This is a genomic window from Citrobacter sp. C348 (assembly GCF_047467975.1).
Lineage (GTDB): Bacteria > Pseudomonadota > Gammaproteobacteria > Enterobacterales > Enterobacteriaceae > Citrobacter > Citrobacter gillenii.
Genome location: NZ_JASJUJ010000014.1, coordinates 32,345 through 50,907, shown reverse-complemented (window position 1 = coordinate 50,907; position 18,563 = coordinate 32,345). Strand labels below are relative to the sequence as shown.

General features: G+C 51.5%; 18 protein-coding genes. 7 read left to right on the top strand and 11 right to left on the bottom strand.

The genetic code is table 11. From position 1 onward, the window contains the following. Nucleotides 1-16: 16 nt before the first annotated feature. Nucleotides 17-1,270: an enolase C-terminal domain-like protein gene (locus tag QNN86_RS21340; RefSeq protein ID WP_181618129.1), complete on the bottom strand. Its 1,254-nt coding sequence runs from the start codon at nucleotides 1,268-1,270 to the stop codon at nucleotides 17-19. 337 nt (nucleotides 1,271-1,607) lie between these two features. On the opposite strand from QNN86_RS21340, the gene QNN86_RS21335 reads away from it, so the two are divergent. The 4 genes from QNN86_RS21335 to QNN86_RS21320 all read left to right on the top strand — a co-directional run bounded on the left by QNN86_RS21335 (nucleotide 1,608) and on the right by QNN86_RS21320 (nucleotide 5,690). Continuing rightward, on the top strand, nucleotides 1,608-2,375 hold the full coding sequence (locus QNN86_RS21335) for an SDR family oxidoreductase (protein WP_181618128.1): 768 nt from the start codon (nucleotides 1,608-1,610) through the stop codon (nucleotides 2,373-2,375). An 83-nt stretch (nucleotides 2,376-2,458) separates the two neighbouring features. Next, nucleotides 2,459-3,820 carry an MFS transporter gene (locus tag QNN86_RS21330; RefSeq protein ID WP_181618127.1) on the top strand — a complete coding sequence of 454 codons (1,362 nt, stop codon included), beginning with the start codon at nucleotides 2,459-2,461 and terminating at the stop codon, nucleotides 3,818-3,820. After that, nucleotides 3,789-4,880 (top strand): L-idonate 5-dehydrogenase, encoded by a 1,092-nt coding sequence (gene idnD, locus QNN86_RS21325; RefSeq protein ID WP_181618126.1) that lies wholly within the window; start codon nucleotides 3,789-3,791, stop codon nucleotides 4,878-4,880. Before QNN86_RS21330 ends, idnD begins: the two co-directional genes overlap by 32 nt. Nucleotides 4,881-4,970: 90 nt before the next feature. Next, on the top strand, nucleotides 4,971-5,690 hold the full coding sequence (locus QNN86_RS21320; protein WP_181618125.1) for a FadR/GntR family transcriptional regulator: 720 nt from the start codon (nucleotides 4,971-4,973) through the stop codon (nucleotides 5,688-5,690). A gap of 330 nt (nucleotides 5,691-6,020) precedes the next feature. Here the strand turns inward: QNN86_RS21320 and QNN86_RS21315 are convergent, their stop codons facing one another. From QNN86_RS21315 to priA, 9 genes are all read right to left on the bottom strand, one after another. Further along, nucleotides 6,021-6,521 (bottom strand): Hcp family type VI secretion system effector, encoded by a 501-nt coding sequence (locus tag QNN86_RS21315; RefSeq protein ID WP_414212303.1) that lies wholly within the window; start codon nucleotides 6,519-6,521, stop codon nucleotides 6,021-6,023. Nucleotides 6,522-6,533: 12 nt separating this feature from the next. Beyond that, a complete protein-coding gene (locus tag QNN86_RS21310; protein ID WP_414212302.1) occupies nucleotides 6,534-6,875 on the bottom strand; it encodes a putative T6SS immunity periplasmic lipoprotein in 342 nt (113 codons plus the stop codon). Further along, nucleotides 6,872-7,423: a type IV secretion protein Rhs gene (locus QNN86_RS21305; protein WP_096758817.1), complete on the bottom strand. Its 552-nt coding sequence runs from the start codon at nucleotides 7,421-7,423 to the stop codon at nucleotides 6,872-6,874. Before QNN86_RS21305 ends, QNN86_RS21310 begins: the two co-directional genes overlap by 4 nt. Nucleotides 7,424-7,792: 369 nt before the next feature. Beyond that, the gene (gene menA, locus QNN86_RS21300; RefSeq protein ID WP_181618124.1) at nucleotides 7,793-8,722 is read right to left on the bottom strand and encodes a 1,4-dihydroxy-2-naphthoate polyprenyltransferase; all 930 of its coding nucleotides are present in this window, start codon (nucleotides 8,720-8,722) and stop codon (nucleotides 7,793-7,795) included. A 67-nt stretch (nucleotides 8,723-8,789) separates the two neighbouring features. Beyond that, a complete protein-coding gene (gene hslU / locus QNN86_RS21295; RefSeq protein ID WP_096758815.1) occupies nucleotides 8,790-10,121 on the bottom strand; it encodes an HslU--HslV peptidase ATPase subunit in 1,332 nt (443 codons plus the stop codon). A 9-nt stretch (nucleotides 10,122-10,130) separates the two neighbouring features. Further along, the gene (hslV, locus tag QNN86_RS21290; protein ID WP_003028805.1) at nucleotides 10,131-10,661 is read right to left on the bottom strand and encodes an ATP-dependent protease subunit HslV; all 531 of its coding nucleotides are present in this window, start codon (nucleotides 10,659-10,661) and stop codon (nucleotides 10,131-10,133) included. A 92-nt stretch (nucleotides 10,662-10,753) separates the two neighbouring features. Next, nucleotides 10,754-11,722: a cell division protein FtsN gene (gene ftsN / locus QNN86_RS21285; RefSeq protein ID WP_279277413.1), complete on the bottom strand. Its 969-nt coding sequence runs from the start codon at nucleotides 11,720-11,722 to the stop codon at nucleotides 10,754-10,756. 93 nt (nucleotides 11,723-11,815) lie between these two features. Next, the gene (gene cytR, locus QNN86_RS21280) at nucleotides 11,816-12,841 is read right to left on the bottom strand and encodes a DNA-binding transcriptional regulator CytR (RefSeq protein WP_181618122.1); all 1,026 of its coding nucleotides are present in this window, start codon (nucleotides 12,839-12,841) and stop codon (nucleotides 11,816-11,818) included. Between the two features lie 156 nt (nucleotides 12,842-12,997). Then, nucleotides 12,998-15,196: a primosomal protein N' gene (priA, locus tag QNN86_RS21275; protein ID WP_414212301.1), complete on the bottom strand. Its 2,199-nt coding sequence runs from the start codon at nucleotides 15,194-15,196 to the stop codon at nucleotides 12,998-13,000. A gap of 204 nt (nucleotides 15,197-15,400) precedes the next feature. Between priA and rpmE the strand changes: the two genes are divergently transcribed. From rpmE to QNN86_RS21260, 3 genes are all read left to right on the top strand, one after another. Beyond that, nucleotides 15,401-15,616, top strand: a complete 216-nt coding sequence (gene rpmE, locus QNN86_RS21270) for a 50S ribosomal protein L31 (RefSeq protein ID WP_096758811.1) — start codon at nucleotides 15,401-15,403, stop codon at nucleotides 15,614-15,616. 337 nt (nucleotides 15,617-15,953) lie between these two features. Then, nucleotides 15,954-16,634, top strand: coding sequence for an oligogalacturonate-specific porin KdgM family protein (locus QNN86_RS21265; RefSeq protein ID WP_181618120.1), 681 nt, complete (start codon nucleotides 15,954-15,956; stop codon nucleotides 16,632-16,634). Between the two features lie 89 nt (nucleotides 16,635-16,723). Continuing rightward, nucleotides 16,724-18,148: an MFS transporter gene (locus tag QNN86_RS21260; protein WP_414212300.1), complete on the top strand. Its 1,425-nt coding sequence runs from the start codon at nucleotides 16,724-16,726 to the stop codon at nucleotides 18,146-18,148. Nucleotides 18,149-18,238: 90 nt separating this feature from the next. Here the strand turns inward: QNN86_RS21260 and metJ are convergent, their stop codons facing one another. After that, on the bottom strand, nucleotides 18,239-18,556 hold the full coding sequence (gene metJ, locus QNN86_RS21255; RefSeq protein ID WP_003825168.1) for a met regulon transcriptional regulator MetJ: 318 nt from the start codon (nucleotides 18,554-18,556) through the stop codon (nucleotides 18,239-18,241). Nucleotides 18,557-18,563: the final 7 nt, after the last annotated feature.

The following is an 18,563-nucleotide window of genomic DNA, read 5'->3' as shown; positions in this document are numbered from 1 at the left end:
GCCGGGCCTTCATTGCTTACGGTCTTGAGGCCGTACCGTCTGGTGTGCGCGCCATTGTCCAGGACGGGATCCCCCCCTCGCACGGATATTTCGCCGCTTTGGCTTCATCAATGTCAATACCCAGACCCGGCTTATCGTTCAGATAGGCATAACCGTGGTCAATCTCAGGGCAGCCCGGGAAGACATCACGCAGCGCGTCGTTCATTGGCGTATATTCCTGAATGCCAAAGTTCGGTGAACTCAAATCCAGATGCATATTGGCGCAGACCCCGACCGGAGAAATGTCGCCCGGCCCGTGCCATGCGGTGCGCACACCGTTCAGTTCGCTGTAGACAGCAAGTTTCTTCGCCGGCGTAATGCCGCCGATGGTGCTCACGTGGCAGCGAATGTAGTCGATGAGCTTGTTGTCGATGAGCGGCTTCCACTCATTCACATTCACAAACAGCTCACCCATGGATATCGGAGTGGAAGACTGCTGGCGCAGCATTTTCAGCCAGTCGATGTTTTCCGGTGCCACCGGATCTTCAAGATAAAACAGCTGATACTGTTCGAGCGTTTTGGACAAGTTAATGGCGGTCACCGGGGTGACGCGCTCGTGCACATCATGAATAAATTCGATGCCAAAGCCGAGCTTGTTACGCAGGTGGTCGAACAGACGTGGGACGCTTTTGGCGTAGGCGTCCGGGTCAAAGTAGATGCCGGGCGTTTTGCTGCGCGGTGAACGCTTCGGCTGAACGTTCTTCGCCCGCGCCAGCTGCGTGGCGATCAGTTTGAGGTCATCGGTCCCCGCGCCGCCGTACATCCCCATCTGGCAGCGAACGTACTGGTAGCCCTCTTCCATTCTGGCGCGGATGTTATCTTCCACTTCCACTTCATCACCGCCGTCGGTGTGGCAGTACAGTGGGATCCCATCACGGCATTTGCCGCCCAGCAGGTCATAAACCGGCATCCCCGCCAGCTTACCTTTGATATCCCACAGCGCCATGTCCACGCCGGACAACGCATTGTTCATGATCGGGCCATTGCGCCAGTAGCCGCTCACCACGCCCGACTGCCAGATGTCCTCAATACGCGTCGGATCTTTGCCAATCAGAAAAGGCGCCATATACTCATCGATCGCGCTTTTTACCGCGAAGATACGCTGGGTAAATGTCGCGCATCCCAGCCCATACAGCCCCGGCTCGTTGGTCTCTATCTTAACGACCGCCAAATCAATGCCGCCCGGCGCCGTCAGAATCGTTTTCACGTTGGTAATTTTCAGGTTACTCACTTTCACTCCTCAACTCAGCGAATTTACCGCATGTCATACCGTTGTGGATGACATGACGCATATTTGTAAGTTGTCCTACAACTTAACACTGTTATATCACGCTTCTTTTGCAGAGGAACGCTGCGAGCGCCATTCTGTGACAGTGATCAAATTGCATTCAATTTAAATTCAATATATATTTATAATTCAATTAATTAATTGAATTAAAGCGCTCGCCACGTGGAGCTGTTTGTGATCCTTGTTGCAAATTAATGGGTGAACTGTTGATTTTATCAGGGCGAAAATTCAACCTTAAATAAGACAGTCGTCATACAAATTAAACGAATGAGGAAACAACATGACCGCTTTATTTGATTTAACCGGGAAAACGGCGCTGGTAACGGGTTCTGCACGTGGACTGGGCTTTGCCTACGCAGAGGGCCTTGCCGCTGCGGGCGCACGGGTCATCCTGAATGATATTCGCGACACGCTGCTGGCCGAATCCGTGGATACGCTGACAAGCAAAGGCTACGACGCACATGGTGTGGCGTTCGACGTCACCGATGAACAGGCGATTGAGGCGGCTTTTAGCAAACTTGATGCTGAGGGGATCAGTGTTGATATCCTGATCAATAACGCCGGTATTCAGTACCGCAAACCGATGGTCGAACTGGAGCTGGAAAACTGGCAGAAGGTGATCGATACCAACCTGACCAGCGCGTTTTTGGTCTCCCGCACGGCGGCGAAACGGATGATTGCCCGCAACAGCGGCGGCAAAATCATTAATATCGGCTCGCTCACCAGCCAGGCGGCCCGCCCGACAGTGGCCCCGTACACGGCGGCAAAAGGCGGCATCAAAATGCTCACCTGTTCGATGGCCGCAGAATGGGCGCAGTTTAATATCCAGACCAACGCCATTGGGCCGGGTTACATCCTGACCGACATGAACACCGCGCTTATCGAAGACAAGCAGTTCGACGCTTGGGTGAAAAGCAGCAACCCTTCCCAGCGTTGGGGTCGTCCGGAAGAGCTCATCGGCACCGCCGTCTTCTTATCATCCAAAGCATCAGATTATATCAACGGGCAAATTATTTACGTCGATGGCGGCTGGCTCGCAGTGTTATAAACCGCCCGTACTCTACCTACTCGCCTTTAAAATTGATGGCATGTGTTCTCCTCGATGCATGCCGATATAACACAGGTATTATTATGAAGGCTTCAAGACAACGACTCTTTATTCTCACATTGCTGTTTATTGTGACTGCAATTAATTATATGGATCGCGCCAATCTTGCCGTTGCTGGTTCGAATATCCAGAATGATTTCAGTCTGACGCCAACACAACTGGGTTTGCTTTTCTCCATGTTTACCTGGGCCTACGCTGCCAGCCAAATCCCTGTCGGCTATGTCCTTGATCGCATTGGATCACGTATTCTTTACGGTGGTGCGATTATTCTGTGGAGTATTTTTACCTTTATGATGGGGTTCGCTTCACATCATTTATTCGCGACGGCAACCGCTTCATTTGCAATGCTTCTGGCCTGCCGCGCATTAATTGGTGTTGCCGAAGCGCCGTCCTTCCCGTCTAACACAAAAATAATCGCCACCTGGTTCCCGGACCATGAACGTGCCCGTGCAACCGCGATTTATTCCAGTGCGCAATATCTTGGTCTCGCGCTGCTGACTCCTGCCCTCGCCTTTATTGTGGCTAACTACGGTTGGGAAATGTCATTCTATCTGTCCGGTGGTGCTGGGATTCTGTTTGGCATCTACTGGCTTATGTATTACCGCGATCCACAACACAGCACCGCTGTGAACCAGGCCGAGCTGGATTACATCAAAGCGGGCGGCGGCTATGGCTCGGTGAACCAATCCTCCGTGAGTGCAAAAATCAGCTGGCAAGATATAAAATTCTTCCTCAGTAAAAAAACGATTTGGGGTCTGTTCATCACCCAATTTGCCTGCTCGTCTACGCTCTATTTCTTCCTGACATGGTTTATTGTTTACCTGGAAAAAGGGCTGCATCTCTCTATTTCCAAAGCCGGGATGGGTGCCATGCTGCCCTATATTATGGCGATGCTTGGGGTGCTCTGTGGCGGCACGTTAAGCGACATGCTGCTGAAAAAAGGCAAATCCCGAACGCTGGCCCGAAAATTACCCGTTATGGCAGGCCTGTGCGTCACCATGATTATTGGCCTGGTGAACTTCTTTGAAAACCAGCCGGTTATTGCGATTGTTATTTTGTCTGTTGCGTTCTTTGCTAACGCCTTTTCAAACCTGGGTTGGGTGGTCTGGAGCGATGTGATCCCCCGTAATTTCCTCGGCACCATGGGCGGCTTTTTAAATATTTGCGGCAACCTTTCGGGGATCGTTAGCCCAATTGTTATTGGGGTTATTCTTCAGCGCACGCAAAATTTCCAGTATGCCATGTGGTATATCGCAGGCGTCGCCGGACTGGGCTTATTAGCCTACATATTCCTGGTGGGTAAAATTGAAGTGATCCTGCCTGAAAAAAAGAATGCCGACACCGCGGATAAGAATGCCATTAATCCGGCAACTGCCAACAAATAATGAGGTCATTATCAAAATGGAAAAAATAACCTGTAACGCTTGTCTGGCCCATGCGGAAAAAGACGTACGTTTTGAATCACGTGAAATCGAGCACGGTGAACATGACGTCGTTGTGAAAGTCGCCTGCGGCGGCATCTGTGGCTCTGATATTCACTACTATCAGCATGGCCGCGCGGGGATGTCTGTCCTCAAACATCCGATGGTGATTGGCCATGAGTTTGTTGGCGTGATCAGCAAAGTGCCCGCAGGCAGCGAGCTGAAAGTAGGTCAGACGGTTGCGGTAAACCCGTCTTGCCCCTGCAATCAGTGCGAGATGTGCCTTTCCGGCCATCAAAATCTGTGCGGCTCCATGCGCTTTATGGGCAGCGCGCAGTTCAATCCACATGTGAATGGCGGCTTTTCTGAGTATGTGGTGGTAAAACCGGAGCAATGCATCCCTTACGATAGCCGCGTACCTGCAAACGTGATGGCTTTTTCGGAGCCGCTGGCGGTCGCCATTCATGCGGTAAAAAAGGCGGGCCAGTTGACCGGCAAACGCGTTCTGGTGATTGGCGCAGGCCCCATTGGCTGCCTGATCCTCGCGGCGGCGCGCAGTGCCGGGGCATCTGAACTGGTGGCGTCCGATCTCAGCCCACGCTGTCTGGAACTGGCACGCCAGATGGGGGCCACGGCGGTGATGGATCCGCGCGATGAAGAACAGGTCGCCCATTATCAGCAGCATAAAGGCTACTTTGATGTCGTGTTTGAGGCCTCCGGCGCGCCGATTGCCGTGGCATCCACCGTCGATTTCACCCGACCTGCCGGCACCATTGTCCAGGTGGGTATGGGCGCCAGCCCGGTAAGCTGGCCGGTGTCGCCGATGCTGGTTAAAGAACTCAACTGGGTCGGCTCATTTCGCTTTATCGGTGAGTTCATCACCGCGGTACGCTGGCTGGAAGATGGGCGCGTCGATCCTCGCCCGCTTATCAGCGCCGAGTTCCCGCCACAGCAAATTGAAGACGCGTTGATTATCGCCACAGACAAAAATGTCTCTGCTAAGGTACTCATTCGTTTCGATTAACGGTGAAAAGCGCCCGATCGGGCGCTTTGTTCTTAAAAGTGAATTGTTATACAATAACTCACTTCAGCGACATTTTACCGGGTATCCATCTTGAGCATAAAATCCATTCAAAAACAGAATGTTGTAAATGAAATTTATGATCAGATAAGCGGCAAACTGCTGGACGGCAGTTGGGCGCCGGGTAGCCGTTTGCCCTCAGAAGCGGAGCTGACCACCTCATTTAACGTCAGCCGGGTCAGCGTTCGCAGCGCAGTACAGCGTTTTCGTGACCTGGGGATTGTGGTGACGCGCCAGGGCAGCGGCAGCTATGTGAGCGAAAACTTCACCCCGCAGATGTTGAGTAACGATCCCCGCCCTATCATGCACCTTAGCCGCGAAGAGTTTCACGATATGATGATTTTCCGTCAGACCGTGGAGTTCAAATGCGTGGAGCTCGCGGTCACGCACGCCACCGATGACGATATTCGCCAGCTCGAAGACGCGCTGAACAATATGCTGATAAACAAGGGTGACTACAAAAAGTACTCGGAAGCGGACTACGAGTTCCATCTGGCGATTGTCAGGGCATCGCACAATAGCGTGTTCTACAACGTGATGCACTCGATTAAAGACATCTATTACTACTATCTTGAAGAACTTAACCGTGCGCTCGGTATCACCCTCGAAAGCGTGGAAGCCCATATCAAGGTCTATATGTCGATCAAGAATCGAGATGCCAGCACGGCAGTTGAAGTGCTCAATGAAGCGATGTCAGGCAATATTATTGCGATCGAAAAAATCAAATCTACAGAGACATCAGGGACAAAATAACAGTTGGTTACAGGCTCAACACTAGCAGAACAATTTAACATAGCTGAATCCGAAAGAGTTGCCATCAACGGAGTAAAGTGATCCATCAACTATTTATTACTATGTCAGTGTGACATAGTCCCACTTTAAAATCTTGGCAGTGCGGCGTGAAATCAGCGGATCTTCAAAAGGCCAAGCAAACCCCCTTAACGTACAATAATTTTCGATATCCAAACTGACCCCGCCAAGTACGCTCGTATTGCAAGTAAGCGTGTTCGGGAATAGCGACGAGTATTGCAGACAGTCTGCTAAGTGGTCTTTATTTTCAGCACATCTGCCTGCCAATTCGATTTACCTCTGCTGCTGGTTGTAACCAACCGGGCGGCTCCAGTCATCGTCGTATTTGATATTCCCTTCGATATAAAACCACTCAATGCCTGAGTAGGTGATGGCGATATTTTCCATCATGCCCGGAGTGTGGGAACCCGGCATATAAGCATGAGCAGCATTGACGGACATGATTACGATGTTGTTAAGCGTAATTCGGTAAATCTCGTATTCGACACCCGCCTCGTTGATGTCGTAATAGTGGATTACTGCCTTTTGCAGCCGCTTACTTTGGCAGACTGCAACCGCAAAATATGGCGAGGTCTTATCAATCTCTTTGTGCAGGGTAAAAGCGTTGTGTTCGCGCGAACCCATCAGCTTACCAGTGTTGCGGCATGTGTTTTGGTACGCACCGTAACTGCTGTTCATGATTTCAATTGCACCCTCACGGCCCAGCGCCATGCAACTGCCTTTGATCAGCTGTCCATTTTCATCATAAATATACATATAAGCTGGTAATGACATTTATAGATCTCCTTATTTTGTGCTTAATATTTTCCCGTTTCTGTCGATGAAAAAGTTGTAACGGTAATTCTTTCCGTTCAACGTGTATGAAGCCGCATAGATATAGCCCGGCGTTATCGGTATTTTTAAGCACGTTTCAGGATAGGAGAGAGCTACATGCGAATTTTCCGCCAATGTCTTGTATTCATTCCCCTGCTCAGAATAAACGCCGTATCGGCTCAGAACGTCCGATTTATTAACAGAGAAGCAAAGTGAATTATTTATAATGGGGAAACTACGCCATGGGGGAACGCTATCGCCAGCGCCACACCCAGCCAGCGCAAAAAAGGCAGGAATGAGAAAGTAGTGTTTCAATGCGGGAACCTCCCTAACACTTTCTCATAGCGGGATATGAGGCTAAGGACAGGCTCAGATGGATCGTAATCCTTGAGGCGATACAAATCAGAGCGGTTGCCGAATCCATACGTTTTAAGCAGCCAATAATCAACCACCATTGCAGCCTGCTGCTCTAAGCCGTAATCCAAGAGTATGGCCTTATCCAACGTGTAATAGTAATCAACTGCCCAAGAGAACAGGCCCCGCATCCTTACCATCATCCCGCGCTGATGCTGCCAGACGTGCATCATTTCATGTAAAAAAAGATGCTGTCCACCAACGCGATCGTTATTAACATGCGGCTGTGAAAAGTCAGGCTCATAAGTACCTTCCTGAAAGTACAATTCGCCGTTGGGCGTCATGGCGTAGTTGTTCTTTTGGAGGTTGAAAGGTAGATAGCTGCTGCGGTGGATCCAGACTTCGTTATAGCGGATGGTGAAAGCGTAGAGGGTACGGGCCAAGTTAATCTCACCAAGCGTTAACAGCCGTAACCCGCCCCGGTCTATATCGTTCATTTCCCTTATCATTGGAGGCATCATCCATTGGTAAAAACACCTTAATACGCCTTAAAGTAAATTTTTTCCTGTTAAAAAATGCGGGAAATATCCGAAATTGTCACAAACTGCGGCTACGCCGCTTCTAGCGTTAAGCCCCCTGGTTTGGGGAGCAACCGTACGAGATCGTACAGTTGGGCTTCAGACCCTGTGATCGGTTAAGTAAGCTGGGAAACGCAGATTTTAGTACTTATAGGTCACGGTGTTTACCGTTCGTTGGTATCCCCTAGGTATCCCCGGAAAATACAAAAAACATGGAAAAACCTCGCGACCCTCTATTTGTAAGGGTTGCGAGGCGTTATGCGATTCTAAAAATTGAAACTGTTAATTGATATTTGTCAGTTAAACAGACCATTGGCTTAGGAAAATCCCAACCACAAACAGCAGGTTAGTTAACAGTGCCGCTTTTACGGTGCGTTCCAGCATCGGACGCATTGCTGCCGGATCCCTTTCACGCATTACGTAGCGCGCCTGCTTAATCAGCAGCGGAGCGGCCAGGATGAACAGCCATCCCCACAGACTTTGCAGCGAAAACAGATTAAACAGCGCCAGGCAAACCAGCGTCCCCATCAGCAGGCAGGCATGGTAACGACGTGCATTCACGGCGCCCAGACGCACCACCAGGGTGTTTTTACCGTTCTCCCTGTCGCTGTTGATATCGCGCAGGTTATTGACGTTGAGCACGGCGGTAGCCAGCAGACCGCAGGCGGTGGCGGGCAGGATCAGCGCGGGGATCAGCGTATGGGCCTGCAGATACCAACTGCCCATCACGCTCAGCCAGCCGAAGAAAACCAGCACGGAAATATCACCGAGGCCGATGTAGCCATAGGGGCGATTACCGACGGTATAGGTGATAGCCGCGATAATCGACAGGCCACCGAGCACCAGGAAGCCGACAAAATCAGCCATCGTGTGACAGGCCACCGCCACCAGTGCCAGGCCGGACAGACAGATTAAGGCCACAGTGACTATCAATGCGCGCTTCATCTGCTGTTGGGTGATCACCCCTTTTTGCATGCCGCGCAGCGGTCCAATGCGGTCAGGCTTGTCGCTGCCTTTGACGGCATCGCCATAGTCGTTCGCGAGATTGGACAAGATTTGCAGCAGTCCTGCCGTTATCAATGCCAGCACAGCCACCAGCGGATCGAAATACCCTTGCCACCATGCTAATGCCGTACCGACGATGATCGCCGCGAAGGCGAGCGGTAAGGTCTTAGGTCGTAAACTTTCCAGCCAGGCTTGTGAGCGGCTAATTTGTTGTTGTTCAGTCATATTTAGCGCCAATAAAAATGGGGCTTTATCAGCCCCATCAACAGTGATGAAAATGCATTGAACGCGATTATAGGATAAAACGGCTCAGATCTTCATCTGCGACCAGCGCATCCAGATGTTTGCTCACATATTCGGCATCAATTGTGATGCTTTGGCCGTTTAAATCGCTCGCATCATAGGAAATATCTTCCATCAGACGCTCAAGCACGGTGTGCAGACGACGGGCACCGATGTTCTCGGTGGTTTCGTTGACCTGCCAGGCGGCCTGAGCGATGCGCTTAATGCCATCTTCCGTGAACTCAATATTAACGCCTTCAGTTGCCATCAGCGCTTTGTACTGGACGGTGATGGAGGCGTTAGGCTCAGTCAGGATACGCTCGAAATCGCTGGTGGTCAGTGCCTGCAATTCTACACGAATTGGCAGACGACCCTGCAGTTCCGGGATCAGGTCGGACGGTTTCGCCACCTGGAACGCGCCGGAAGCGATAAACAGGATGTGATCGGTTTTCACCATGCCGTGCTTGGTCGAGACGGTGCAGCCTTCAACCAGCGGTAGCAGGTCGCGCTGTACGCCTTCACGGGACACGTCCGGGCCGGAGGATTCACCGCGCTTACAGATTTTGTCGATTTCGTCGATAAACACGATCCCGTGCTGCTCAACGGCGTCGATAGCGTCTTGCTTCAGTTCTTCCGGGTTCACCAGCTTTGCCGCTTCTTCTTCAATCAGCAGCTTCATGGCTTCTTTGATTTTCAGCTTACGCGGTTTTTGTTTCTGGCCGCCCAGGTTCTGGAACATGGACTGCAGCTGGCTGGTCATCTCTTCCATGCCTGGAGGTGCCATGATTTCTACACCCATCGGCGCAGCGGCGAGATCAATTTCAATCTCTTTGTCATCCAACTGGCCTTCACGCAGTTTTTTACGGAATGCCTGGCGCGCAGCGGAAGGTTCCTGAGGCTGTTCAGACTGCCCCCAGTTATTTTTAGCCGGTGGGATCAGCACGTCGAGGATACGTTCTTCTGCCATTTCTTCGGCGCGGAAGCGGTTTTTCTCGATCGCCTGGACGCGGACCATTTTAATGGCAGCATCAGTCAGATCGCGGATGATGGAGTCAACTTCCTTACCCACATAGCCGACTTCGGTGAATTTCGTGGCTTCAACTTTGATGAACGGTGCGTTGGCCAGTTTTGCCAGACGACGGGCGATTTCGGTTTTACCGACGCCGGTTGGGCCAATCATCAGAATGTTTTTTGGCGTAACTTCATGGCGCAGCTCTTCGTCGAGCTGCATGCGGCGCCAGCGGTTACGCAGAGCAATCGCCACGGAACGCTTGGCGTTATCCTGGCCGATGATGTGTTTGTTCAGTTCGCTGACAATTTCGCGTGGGGTCATTTCAGACATGGGGGATCCTTACGCTTTGGAGTTCAATTCTTCGATGGTATGGAAGTGGTTGGTATAAATGCAGATATCCCCTGCAATATCCAACGCTTTTTCAGCAATCTCACGGGCGCCAAGCTCGGTGTTTTCCAGCAGAGCGCGTGCCGCCGCCTGGGCGTAGGGACCGCCTGAGCCGATGGCAATCAGATCGTTTTCTGGCTGAATGACATCGCCATTACCGGTGATGATAAGTGATGCGGTTTCATCGGCAACGGCCAGCAGCGCTTCGAGTTTGCGCAGCATACGGTCGGTACGCCAGTCTTTCGCCAGCTCAACGGCAGCTTTCACCAGGTGACCCTGATGCATTTCCAGTTTGCGTTCAAACAGTTCAAACAGCGTGAATGCATCCGCAGTGCCGCCCGCAAAGCCCGCGATGACTTTGTCGTTGTACAGACGGCGTACTTTTTTCACGTTGCCTTTCATTACGGTGTTACCCAGTGTGGCCTGACCATCACCGGCGATTACCACATGGCCGTTACGGCGTACGCTTACTATTGTTGTCACGAGCAGACCCCTTGGTTACAAATACGGAATTCAGGCCCCGCACAGATGTACGGGGCGTAATGCAAGTATAGATGGGGGGGATTTTGGGGGTTTCAACCCCCGGCAGACAGTCGAATACAGTTTGTGTGACCCGCTACTTTCAAACGGCTGATGGTGTTGTCAGCGTTTTCTTTGCCTTTGAGTGGGCCAATAACCACGCGATTCCAGCCGTTGTTGGTGGTAATGCGGGAGTTAAAGCCCTCAAAAGCCAGCTGTGCACGCACGGTTTCCGCCTGTTCAGCCCCTTTAAACGACCCACACTGCACCATCCAGCGGCGCTCATCTTTTTTCTCAGCAGTCTGCTTCGGCACTTCGGTAATCGGTGCGGCTGGCGGCGTCTTCGGCTGAGCGGCAGCGGTATGTGCAGGTGTCTGCAGCAGATCCTGGTACGGCTGTTGGGCCGCTGGTTTGGGCTGCGTCTGACGTGGTTGCTGCACCGGTGCGGCTTGTGCGGTACGCGTTTGCAGCTGCTGCTGAGGCTGCTCCGTTGCCCGAGGACGTGGCTGCTGGGCCTGCTGCTGTGCGTTAGTCCACTGCTGTTGCTGCACCTGACGTTGACGCTGCAGCGTTTGCTGGCGTTGCGCAGGCGTTTGTTCGTTCCACGGGACTTCGTTGAGCTGAGTGGGCTGCTGACGCATATCAGCCTGCATTTGCGCCAGCAACTGACGCTGCTCATTGGTCAGCTGATCGGCATTCAGTACTTCACCGCCCGCAGAGGGTTCGGTTGGCGCACGTACGCCCGGCTGGCGACTTTCCAGCTCTTTGATGTATCGCCAGCGTTCTTCCGGCTTCGGCGGAATGCCATTGCCGGTCACTTTCTGGTTTTGCAGCGTCTCGGACTCTTCTTTCTTGTGATGCGTAATGAAGTACAGACCACCGATAAAGGTCACGAGTACGGCTGCTGCAATAGCGACCATCGCGGGTGAAACCGCAGGCGTATTGCGTTGCTTATTCCGTGAGGTGCTCTTTTTGCGCCGCGAAGGTGCCGGTTGGCCGCGACGTACATAATCTCGTTGTGCCACTATCGTTTCGCTGTATTTATTCGTTCGTCAGCCCGCCATGTTACTTAAGCGGCGGGCCTTTGACCAGACAGGGGAGTCCGAAAGCACTTTACTTTACGTCAGTGCCCGGGTGGTGCCCCGAATAATGAGTTCACAGTCCAGTAAACGTGACCCGCTGCTGACATTTTGCCCCTGGAGTTGATCGAGCAGTAACAGCATAGCTTCACGTCCGATATCGAAACGCGGCTGTGCGACGGTTGTCAGCGGTGGATCACAAAATTCCGTCAGTGAAATGTTATCAAAGCCAATAATCGACAGATCGTCAGGCACTTTCAGTCCCTGGCGTTTGGCGTAGGAGAGTGCGCCCAGCGCCATGACGTCGCTGTGGCAAAAGACGGCCGTCGGTGGTTGAGGCTGTTCAAGCAGTTGTTTTAGCGCGTTAGCTCCCGCTTCGTAGGTAAAATCACCGCGCGCAATAAAATGCGGATCGACGGTAATCCCGCTGCGGCGTAACGCCTGAACGTAACCCTGCAGACGATAGTGGCACAGCGGCATATCTTCTGGTCCGGCGATACAGCCGATGCGTTTATGCCCCAGTTCCAGCAGATAGTTCATCGCGTTAAAGGCGGCGGTGAGGTTATCAATGTGAACGGTGGGCAGTTCCAGCTCAGGCGCGAATTCGTTGGACATCACCATCGGCGGTAAATTGCGCTGTTCTTCTACGCTGGCATCAAATGGCAGACGTGAGCTGAGCAGCACCATGCCGTCAATTTGCTTGGTAATAATGAGGTTAAGAAAGGTCTTTTCCTGCTGGTTCTGATGCGCGCAATCGCCGATCAGCACCAGATAACCCTGCTCGGCGGCGGTGACTTCTATGCCGCGAATGACTTCGCTGAAAAAGGGATCGCAAATATCCGGGACGATGACCAGGATGGTACGTGATTCATTACGCTTAACGTTGCGGCCCATTGACTGCGGTAAATATCCAACTTCCAGGGCGGCCTGCTCAACCTTGTTACGGGTTGACTGAGAGACTTTGTCTGGATTCATCAATGCACGGGAAACCGTTGCCGTGGAGACCTTCGCCTTCAGGGCAACATCTTTCATTGTTGCGGCAGTGACCTGCTTGTTCGGTTTCACTCTTTCTCCTCGCCAGGGCGCTGCTGGTGCAGATCTATCCCTGGGTAACCTTCATCTGAAACATTTTTATCAGATAGTGAATCGAAGCAGTTACAGAATTTTCATAAAAAGTGTGATGGATATTTAATTTTACGATCCGCCTCGCATCATGAGGGGTTATCCCTCAATGGGATCGACATCCAGCACCCATTTGACCTTGCGTGCTTCGGGCAGGGTATTGATCAACGCCAGCGTGCCGCTGACGATATGCTGCAGTCGAATTCGTGACGGATGTTGCAACAAAATTTGCCAGCGATAGCGACCGCCGCGTTTGGGCGCCAGCGCGGGAACCGGGCCCAATACCCACAGCTTATCGTCGGCCAGCGGGCTGGCCTGAATCAGATTACGTAACTGTTGTAAAAACAGCGGTGCCTGCTGGTTGTTGTGATCTTCTGCCCGCACGATGACGTGGCTGGTCCACGGTGGGAGCTGCAACGTTTGTCGCTCGGCCAGCGCCTGTTCGGCAAAGGCGTCATAGCCTTTATGCAATAAGGTTTGCAGCAACGGATGTTCGGGGTGATGCGTCTGCAATACCACTTCGCCCTGTTTCCCTGCGCGTCCTGCGCGCCCGGATACTTGGGTATAGAGCTGGGCAAAGCGCTCAGCGGAGCGGAAGTCAGCGGAGAATAATGCCCCGTCCACATCCAGCAGCGCCACCAGCGTGACGTCCGGGAAGTGGTGGCCTTTCGCCAGCATTTGCGTACCGATAAGAATGCGTGCGCCGCCGCGATGGACCTCCGCCAGATGCTGCTCAAGTGCCCCTTTACGGCTGGTGGTATCGCGATCGATACGTGAAATCGGCACGCCGGGAAAGAACGGCGCTAAGGCCTGTTCGAGCTGCTCGGTGCCGAGTCCAACCGGTACCATATGCGTAGAGCCGCAGGACGGGCACTGGCGCGGTATCGGGCGCTGGCTGTCGCAGTGGTGGCAGCGCAGATGATGTTGCGCCTGATGCAGCGTGTAGTAGTGATCGCAGCGTGGACATTCGGCAATCCAGCCGCAGTCATGGCACAACAGCGCAGGGGCAAAACCCCGGCGATTAAGAAACAAGATGACCTGATTATCGGCCTGCAGATGCTGACGCATGCGGGCGATCAGCGCCGGGGCTAGTCCGGCTTGTACCTGCTGACCTTTCAGATCCAGCACGTGCTGCGTCGCCGGGCGCGCGTTTCCGGCACGGCGCGTCAGGCGCAGCATGCGGTATTTTTTTTGCCGCACGTTGCACAGAGTTTCCAGCGCCGGTGTTGCCGAACCCAGAATAATCGGGATTTGCTCGCTGTGCGCACGGTAAACCGCCAGGTCGCGGGCGTGATAGCGCCAGCCTTCCTGCTGTTTATAGGAGCTGTCGTGCTCTTCGTCGATGACAATCACGCCAAGGTTTTTAAACGGGGTAAACAACGATGAGCGCGTCCCGATGACAATCGCCGCTTCGCCATTCTTCGCTTTCAGCCATGCCGAAAGGCGCTCGCTGTCATTTAAGCCTGAGTGCAGGACTTCGACCGGGGCATTGAAACGTTCGCGAAAGCGGGCGATGGTTTGCGGCGTCAGGCCGATCTCCGGCACCATTACCAGCGCCTGCCTGCCCTGGGCAAGGACATTTTCCAGCACGCTTAGATAGACTTCCGTCTTGCCGGAACCCGTCACGCCCGCTAACAGCCAGGCGCTAAAGCTGTCCGACGCACTGTGAATCGCCCCAACAGCAGTGGCCTGTTCGGTATTCAGTCTTAAACGCTCGCCAGAGACGGCGTAGTGCGTGCGCCAGTCGCTGAAACCGGGGGTTTCGCTCGCCAGGTCGCACAGGCCTTTTTTACGTAGCGCCTGTAATGCGGCGTCGTTAAATTCGAGGTCAGTCACCTGGTCACGCCAGATTTTTCCCTGTCGCAGCGCCGCCAGCGCCTGCTGCTGTTTTGGCGAGCGTTTCAGGCTGTTCAGGTCGGTGGCCTGACCTTCTTCGGTGGCAAACCAGTACCATACTGGCGCGTTGGTGGCGGGACGCCCCTGGCGCAGCAGCATCGGCAGGGCATGAAACAGCACGTCGCCAATGGGGTGATGGTAGTAATCAGCCGCCCACAGCAGCAAGCGCCAGACGGAGGTCGAATAGACTGGTTCGCTGTCCAGCACCTCAATGACCGCTTTTAATTCGTTCCGCGGCAGTTCGCTGTGCTCACTGACCGACAGGACAATGCCAATGCGTTCCTGCTGCTTGCCAAAGGGTACACGTACACGACACCCGGCTTTGGCGCTCATACCTTCCGGTAAGAGGTAGTCAAAGGTACGGGGCAGCGGAACGGGTAAGGCAACGTGCGCAACGGGCATTGAATCATCCTGACTTGAAATCTGGCGGGTTAGTATACACATTAGTGAGGAGCGGAATGCGGATCAGTTTGCATGAGCAGGCTAATTTCTGTATGATTCGCCGCCTTTGATACGAATTTGTATCACTGACCTATACTATTAACATCGCGTGGTGTCTGGCGTTAGGGCTGGAAGAGCGACGCGGCCTTAACTGAGGTTCTCCCCATGAAAAAAGATATTCATCCGAAATACGAAGAAATTACTGCAAACTGCTCTTGCGGTAACGTCATGAAAATCCGCTCTACCGTTGGTCACGATCTGAACCTCGACGTGTGCGGTAAATGCCACCCGTTCTATACTGGCAAACAGCGTGATGTTGCAACCGGTGGCCGTGTTGACCGCTTCAACAAGCGTTTCAGCGTACCGGGTACCAGCAAATAAGTTTTTTGCTGTCAGAAAAAAGCGCCTTACGGCGCTTTTTTTGTATCTGTGAATCAGTGCTGAAGTATGTATTCTTTCGATGAATGTAATCATCAGTTAGTAAATAAAACACTGTTTTTATTTTATCGATAAAATGTTTCTATTGGTGATCTTTGTCATTTTTATCTTTACATCTTTGCCATTAATTTTAATTTTTGGCAAAATTTAAAAGGTTTTGTCCCTCCAGCTTAAATACAATTTTTGGGAAATCTAAAATTATTCATAGATCCAATTTGATTATCCTGCTTAGGAAATCACATGGATTCATTCCTTAATTGTTTTATGGGAAGGGGCGTTTATGAAATTAAACACCGTGTTATTACTTATTCCATTATTCTCTGCAGCTGCGCAAGCGGGTTATGTTGATTATCGACATGAATATTACGACGATGGCCGTAACTATGACCGTGTTTATATGTCTAACCGTTTTGCCTCAGGTTTTGGCGTGGCCGTTGAAGCTATTTCACGTTCCGATGATTCGCAATCGAATGATGCGTGGAACAATATGGAAAGTAACGGTAACGAGTATACGGCAAGCTACCAATTTACCGCGCAGGGGCTTACCTGGCAGCCAGGTATTGCAATTGAGACAGGCGATAACATCACGATTTATAAGCCTTATATTCGCGTGCAGTATAACATCAATGACAACTGGTGGACCGCGTTCCGCTATCGCCAGGAGTACATGCGCAGAAACACGGAGGGTAAAGATGACCGTATGGTTTATCGCCCTGAAGCCTGGGTTGGCTATAACATCAATAATTGGATGTTTGAACTGAATGGCATTTATAAAATTGCCGATAGTGAAGATTTATATAACAACAAAAGTGAGGATTATGAGTATAACTTCCGGGTTGCTTATAACATAGGTTCCTGGGTGCCTTTTGTTGAAATCGGTAATGTTTCATCAGGTTATAACACAACAACGACAGACGATCGTCAGACCCGTTATCGTGTCGGTCTCGGTTATAACTTCTGATCGCTAATACCCTTCGCATCGGTTTATTACGCCGAGTATCAGGATATATGCATAATTTGCGTGAATAGTGTATCTAAGGAGTTGACATCATGTCCAATGATGGAACTATGATTGGAAGCAATAGCAGTATTGCCGTCAGACCTTTCGGATTCAGAGATAAAATTGGTTATTTATGTGGTGACCTGGGAACTTGTTTTATCCTTGGGTTAGTGAATAGTTTTTTAATGATTTATTACACCAACGTACTTGGTGTTTCCGGCGTTATTGTTGGTTCACTTTATTTTGTGACCAAACTTTTTGATGCGTTCGTTGATGTTGGCGTAGGACGCTTGTGCGATACATCTAAACTGACAGCGCATGGGCGTTTTAACCCCTGGGTACGCCGCATGAAGTATCCATTCTGTATCATTGCAGTCGTCCTGTTTCTGCCGTTTGTACAAGATTTTTCTTATACGGCGAAAATTATCTACATCTGTGTTTCCTATTTCATTTACGGCTCACTGCTATCGACTGTGAGTATTCCTTATGGTGCCATGTCTGCGGCGATTAGCTCTAACCCGGAAGATCGTGTATCGCTTTCTACCTACCGCAGCGTTGGGTCAGCAATCGGCGGCGGGGCAACCGGCTTTTTTATTCCTATCCTGATGTACACCACCCTGGTGGACGGAAGCCAGGTGATTTCCGGGCAGCACTTCTTCTGGATCGCCATTGGTTGCGCAATGCTGGGCTTTATCTTTTTAACCTTGACCTGTCATTTAACGACGGAACGTGTACGGGTGGAGAGAAAAGAGAGTATGCCTGTGTCGGTGCTTCTGAAGGGGTTGATACGCAATAAAGCACTGATTGTTTTAGTTGTTGTGGATCTGCTTATTGTGATTAATCAGGGGCTTTCCGGCACCAACATGACTTACCTGTTTAATGACTATTTCCACAATAAAGAGGCGATGTCTGTCGCGCTGCTGTTTACCTTTGGCTCCCTGATTTTACTGGCTCCCTCGGCATCCTGGCTCACGAAGCGGTTTGGTAAGAAAGAAGCCAGCGTAGGTGCGCTGCTCTTTTCGGTGGTCATGTACGTGATCATGTACTTCACCCATATCACCGACGCGAAAGTCTATTTGGTTTTCCTGTTCCTGGCGACGCTGGGGGCTGGGTTATTCAACCTGATGATTTGGGCGTTTATGACCGATGTTTGCGACTACCACCAGTATGTCACTGGCGATCGTGAGGATGGCACTGTCTATGGTGTGAACTTCTTTGCCCGCAAGGTGGGTCAGGCGTGTGCAGGGGCTATTGGCGGTTTTATGCTGGCGATCATTGGTTATCAATCGTCATCAACGGGCGGCGCGATGCAAACCAGCATTGTGCAGGAAAATATTTATACGATGGCGAATCTCTTGCCGGCTTTATGCCTGTTTTTGGCGGCGGTCGTGCTGATTTATTTCTATCCGTTGAACCGTAAAGAAACGCTCAAAATGGAAGAAACATTGAATAAACTCAATGGTATTAGTAAGTAACGTTATACGCCAGGACGAACGGGACAAGAAGAGGCGGGAGGAATCCCGCTTCTTCTCATCTTTCACCACGTCAGCCGCTGTTTTAACTATTTAGTACTCCCACGTCTCCGGGTTGATCCCCAGTTCACGCATAATTACCTTGGCTTCTTCCGGGATTTCATCACTGCGCTCTTTACGCAGATCGTCATCGTTGGGTAACGGTTGCCCGGTAAAGGCATGCAGAAACGCTTCACACAGCAGCTCGCTGTTGGTGGCGTGGCGCAGGTTGTTTACCTGACGACGCGTGCGTTCATCGGTAAGGATCTTTAACACCTTCAGAGGAATGGAAACCGTAATCTTTTTGACTTGCTCACTCTTCTTACCGTGCTCAGCGTATGGGCTGATATATTCGCCGCTCCATTCAGCCATGAGATAC